The following is a 4,561-nucleotide window of genomic DNA, read 5'->3' on the forward strand; positions in this document are numbered from 1 at the left end:
GCTCCTTCTTCGGAATCATGAAATCATCTCAAAATCTCCTAAAATTTAATATAAGCTAATTTCCAACACTTACTTAGAAACTGTTTAATTTAATTCGAAATTTTTTATATAGTGAATCTTGTGGCTTCCTTGAGGTCTTTTATGGTTGTTTTCACCGAGTTTCCTCGGTCACATAGCCCGCTATGCTCCCTCTTCAACTCGTGAAAACTCCTCATAAAATCCTCTCAATGAACCTCACAATTAAATTTAAACAGTTTCTTACAAATTTTCCGGATTACAGGACTATGATTATTCCGTACAGCCAGTCTTACGATTATTCCGGATTACAGTCCCGTAATTATTCCAACCGGACCGTTTGGCAGTCATTTCTTCCAGACTATCTCGTCCACTCCCCGGATGAAATTGAAATAACGGGCGAGTATGAAAAGATAGTCGGAAAGGCGGTTGATATACCTCACAACGGCTGGGTCGACATAAGCCTCCTCCGCAAGATCAAAAATGCGGCGCTCCGCCCGACGACATATCACCCTCGCCATGTGTGCCTTCGACGCCAGCCCGCATCCTCCGGGCAAGACAAAGGCATTTATCTTGGGCGTCTGCTCGTCAAGGGCATCTATCCACCCTTCCACTTCTCCGATGCGTTCCGGAGTAAGCGACATACACGCCGCCTGCTCCCCCTTCGGCTCCGTTGCCAGATAACAGCCGATATTGAAAAGCTCATTCTGAACATTCAGTATCTGACCCCGCACCTCTTCAACACAATCTTTGTCGGAAGCAATCACACCCAGTGCCGATGAAAACTCGTCTATTGTTCCGTAAGCCTCCAGTCGGACACTGTTTTTCCGCACACGCTCTCCGCCCACAAGTGAAGTCATGCCGGCATCGCCCGTGCCTGTATATAACGCGCTTTTTGACATTTTATTTCATGTTTTTTAATTTGTAACGCATCGAAAGCGATATTGTTGCATTGTTGCTAATATTCATATTTTTTTGTAGCTTTGTATTCCAATTCAAAGCCACATCAGCAATGAGCGAAAATTCACAATATATAGTCAGCGCGCGCAAGTACCGTCCGGCATCGTTCGCCACGGTAGTCGGACAGAAAAACCTCACCGCCACGCTGAAAAATTCAATCTCTTCAGGACGGCTCGCCCAGGCATATCTTTTCTGCGGACCTCGCGGCGTAGGCAAGACTTCCTGCGCCCGCATATTCGCCCGCACAATCAACTGTCTGGCGCCGACACCCGACGGCGAGGCTTGCGGCGAATGCGATTCCTGCATGGCAATAACCAGAGGCAACTCTTTCAACCTTATTGAACTCGACGCCGCATCCAACAACAGTGTCGATGACATCCGCAACCTTATCGAGCAGGTAAATGTGCCTCCCCAGCAAGGTAAATACAAGGTTTTCATCATCGATGAGGTCCACATGTTGTCATCCCAGGCATTCAACGCATTTCTCAAGACACTTGAGGAACCACCGAAATATGCCATATTCATTCTTGCCACTACAGAGAAACACAAGGTAATCCCCACGATTCTCAGCCGGTGCCAGATTTACGATTTCAAGCGAATCACCGTAGATGACATGGTTGAACACCTGAAATATGTGGCATCCGACCGAGGTGTCGAGGCTGATCCGCGTGCCTTGGGCATCATTGCCCGCAAGGCGGACGGAGCAATGCGCGACGCCCTCTCCATCTTCGACCAGGTGGCAGCCTCCTCCGGCGGCAACATCACATACGAATCGGCAATCGACAATCTCAATGTGCTCGACTACGATTTCTACTTCCGCCACGTTGACACCTTCGCCTCCGGTGATGTTTCCGGCGCGCTGCTAATATACAAAGAAATACGCGACAAAGGGTTCGACTCCCTCTTCTTCATCAACGGTCTCGCCGGTCATGTGCGCGACCTGATGGTTGCCGCCGACCAGCGCACAATCCCGTTGCTTGAGGTAGACACAGAGACCGCCGAGTCTCTTAAAGCTCAGACCGCCCGACTACCGCTCCAGTGGTATTACGCCGCAATGCGCATTCTCAACGATGCCGATTACAGCTACCGCACCTCCTCTAACAAGCAGCTTCTCGTAGAAGTCGCCCTGATCCGTCTGTGCCAGCTTTTAAAACCCGCAACGCCCCCTTTTGACTTGGCGGAGGATCTCCCCTCCCTCCGCAATCCAATGGAAAAGGCTGTAACCGTTTCCTCCCGAACACCGGCGCCGACTCCGACTCCGGACAGAACGGAAGAGACACCTGCCGTAAAAGAGAACTTGCATTCCGGATCCACAGAAAAGCCGCAAGAGAGAACTGAAACGCACCCCCAGCAGAGCTACGGACAGAAAAACGAAAACAAGCATCCGCTGAAAGGGCGTCCACGCTCATTCCGCCTCTCCGACAAACCGGAGGATACTCCGGTACATACGCTTGAAAAACGCGACACCCCCTTCACCGATGAGGATTTCGAAAGAGCCTGGCAAGCGTTCATGAGCCGCAACAGCGACATGCACATCCTCCTGAGCACCATGCGGGTAGCCAAGAGAGAAAGGAAATCCGACACCTATTATTCGTTGCTCGTTGAGCATCCTGCACAATTGCAGGCACTCGAGTCATCGATGCAGAAACTTGCCACATTCATACGCGAACAACTGCAAAACGACTTCCTGACACTCGAAGCCGACATCGATGAAAAGGCAGAAGTCTTCAAACCCCTTCCCCCACAGGAGTTTCTGAAAAAAATAATATCGGAGAACCCCGCGCTCGGTGAATTCCTGCAGATGATCGATGCCGAACTTGCGTGAAAAAGACCGACTCACATGACTAAAAGATACAAGGTCATAGAAAAAGACACCGAAGGGAACGCGACAGAAAAAGAGGTAGGACTCCGCGAACTCTGGAATTACGTCTCCGAAGAAGAGTGGAAAAAAGAGAGCCGCGACTCGGAACTCCGCTATTTCCACGACACCCACCGTCACTGCGGATCCTGCGGTGCCGAAATGCGCGAATCTTCGGATATTTCCCGAAAATGCACAGTCTGCGGCAGAGAGGATTTCCCCAACCTCTCCCCCGCCATACTCGTTCTTGTGAAGCGCGGAGAGAAAGCTCTTCTTGTTCACGCCCGCAATTTCACACGTCCTATGTTCGCGCTTGTAGCCGGATTTGTTGAGACAGGAGAATCACTCGAAGAATGCGTCATGCGCGAAGTAAGGGAAGAGACATCTTTGGAAATCAACAATATCCGCTACTTCGGCAGCCAGTCATGGCCTTTCCCCTCACAGCTGATGATAGCGTTCACGGCAGATTATTCGTCAGGCGACATCATTTTCGCCGATGAAGAACTCACTCAGGGAGGATGGTTCGACCGCGAAAACGTGCCTCTGCTACCCACTCTTCCCTCCTTGTCGCGCAGATTAATCGACGCATGGCTAAATAATATTATTTAATTTATGTTAAAATATATTAATATCATTTAATTTAAAGCCTGATTTCCTCATTTTCAAACGTCGACAACACTGTCAAGTAAACAAATAGGGGAAATTTTATTATCTTTGCAATATAATTCCGGAGGGGACTTTCGTCTCCTCCTTGTTTTTACGCGATGATAGACAAAAAAGCAATAGAACAATTCGTTGAGAAAGAGCTCGACGGCACACAATATTTTCTCGTCGGAGTGAACGTGACAGGAGCCAACGAGATCAAGATAGACATAGACTCTTTTGAAAGCGTTGACATTGATTTCTGCGTATCCCTCACCCGCAGCATCGAAGAGCGGTTTCCCCGCGAGCCGGAAGACTACGAACTTGAAGTAGGTTCCGCAGGACTCACATCCCCCTTCCGTGTCAGGAAACAATACGAAAAAAATCTTGGCAACGAAGTTGAGGTTCTTGCACGCGACGGCAAGAAATACACCGGCATCCTCGCCGAAGCCGGAGACGATGGTTTTGCGATAGTATCAACCGTCAAAGAGAAGCCGGAAGGAGCGAAACGCCCGGTAGAAGTCACAAAACAGTTCGACTTCAGATATGACGCGGTCAACTCCGTGAAGTATGTCTTCAGATTCTGAGAGACGCGTTCAGATTATATACGTTAATAAAAAAATACAATATAGATTAGTCTTATGGCAAAGAAAGCAGAGACAGTGAATATGGTCGACAGGTTCGCGGAGTTCAAAGAACTCAAGAACATTGACAAGACCACCATGATATCGGTGCTTGAGGAATCATTCCGCAACGTACTGGCGAAGATGTTTGGATCAGACGAGAATTTCGACGTCATCATGAACCCCGACAAAGGCGACTGCGAGATCTACCAGAACCTTGAGGTTGTTCCCGACGGTGAAGTCGAAAACAAAGACATGCAGATCGGTCTGAGCGAAGCAAGGGAAATCGACCCCGAATGCGAGATCGGCGAAGATGTGACCAAACAGATTTTCTTCGAGAAATTCGGTCGCCGCGCCATCCTCAACCTGCGCCAGACACTTCAGTCAAAGATTCTCGACCTGCAGAAAGACGCGATCTATACCAAATTCAAAGAGATCGAGGGTGAGGTCATCACAGGTGAGG

5 protein-coding genes are annotated in these 4,561 nt (G+C 49.2%); 4 read left to right on the forward strand and 1 reads right to left on the reverse strand.

The genetic code is table 11. The features are described from left to right. Positions 1-362 precede the first annotated feature (362 nt). Positions 363-917, reverse strand: a complete 555-nt coding sequence (locus tag JX312_RS09505) for a cob(I)yrinic acid a,c-diamide adenosyltransferase (RefSeq protein WP_124096569.1) — start codon at positions 915-917, stop codon at positions 363-365. 110 nt (positions 918-1,027) lie between these two features. Here JX312_RS09505 and dnaX point away from each other — a divergent pair, with 110 nt between their 5' ends. The 4 genes from dnaX to JX312_RS09525 all read left to right on the forward strand — a co-directional run. Then, positions 1,028-2,800 (forward strand): DNA polymerase III subunit gamma/tau, encoded by a 1,773-nt coding sequence (gene dnaX, locus JX312_RS09510; RefSeq protein WP_204457828.1) that lies wholly within the window; start codon positions 1,028-1,030, stop codon positions 2,798-2,800. A 15-nt stretch (positions 2,801-2,815) separates the two neighbouring features. Further along, a complete protein-coding gene (nudC, locus tag JX312_RS09515) occupies positions 2,816-3,442 on the forward strand; it encodes an NAD(+) diphosphatase (protein ID WP_123403981.1) in 627 nt (208 codons plus the stop codon). Between the two features lie 155 nt (positions 3,443-3,597). Beyond that, positions 3,598-4,062, forward strand: a complete 465-nt coding sequence (rimP, locus tag JX312_RS09520) for a ribosome assembly cofactor RimP (RefSeq protein ID WP_123403979.1) — start codon at positions 3,598-3,600, stop codon at positions 4,060-4,062. A gap of 54 nt (positions 4,063-4,116) precedes the next feature. Further along, on the forward strand, positions 4,117-4,561 hold a 445-nt coding region (locus JX312_RS09525), incomplete at its 3' end, for a NusA N-terminal domain-containing protein (protein ID WP_304505000.1).

Source organism: Barnesiella sp. CU968, assembly GCF_905219685.1.
In the GTDB taxonomy this organism is placed as follows: domain Bacteria; phylum Bacteroidota; class Bacteroidia; order Bacteroidales; family Muribaculaceae; genus Lepagella; species Lepagella muris_A.

Coding starts and splice junctions, on each gene's coding strand:
- JX312_RS09505 (WP_124096569.1), bottom strand. CDS start 917: ATGTCAAAAAGCGCGTTATATACAGGCACGGGCGATGCCGGCATGACT.
- dnaX (WP_204457828.1), top strand. CDS start 1,028: ATGAGCGAAAATTCACAATATATAGTCAGCGCGCGCAAGTACCGTCCG.
- nudC (WP_123403981.1), top strand. CDS start 2,816: ATGACTAAAAGATACAAGGTCATAGAAAAAGACACCGAAGGGAACGCG.
- rimP (WP_123403979.1), top strand. CDS start 3,598: ATGATAGACAAAAAAGCAATAGAACAATTCGTTGAGAAAGAGCTCGAC.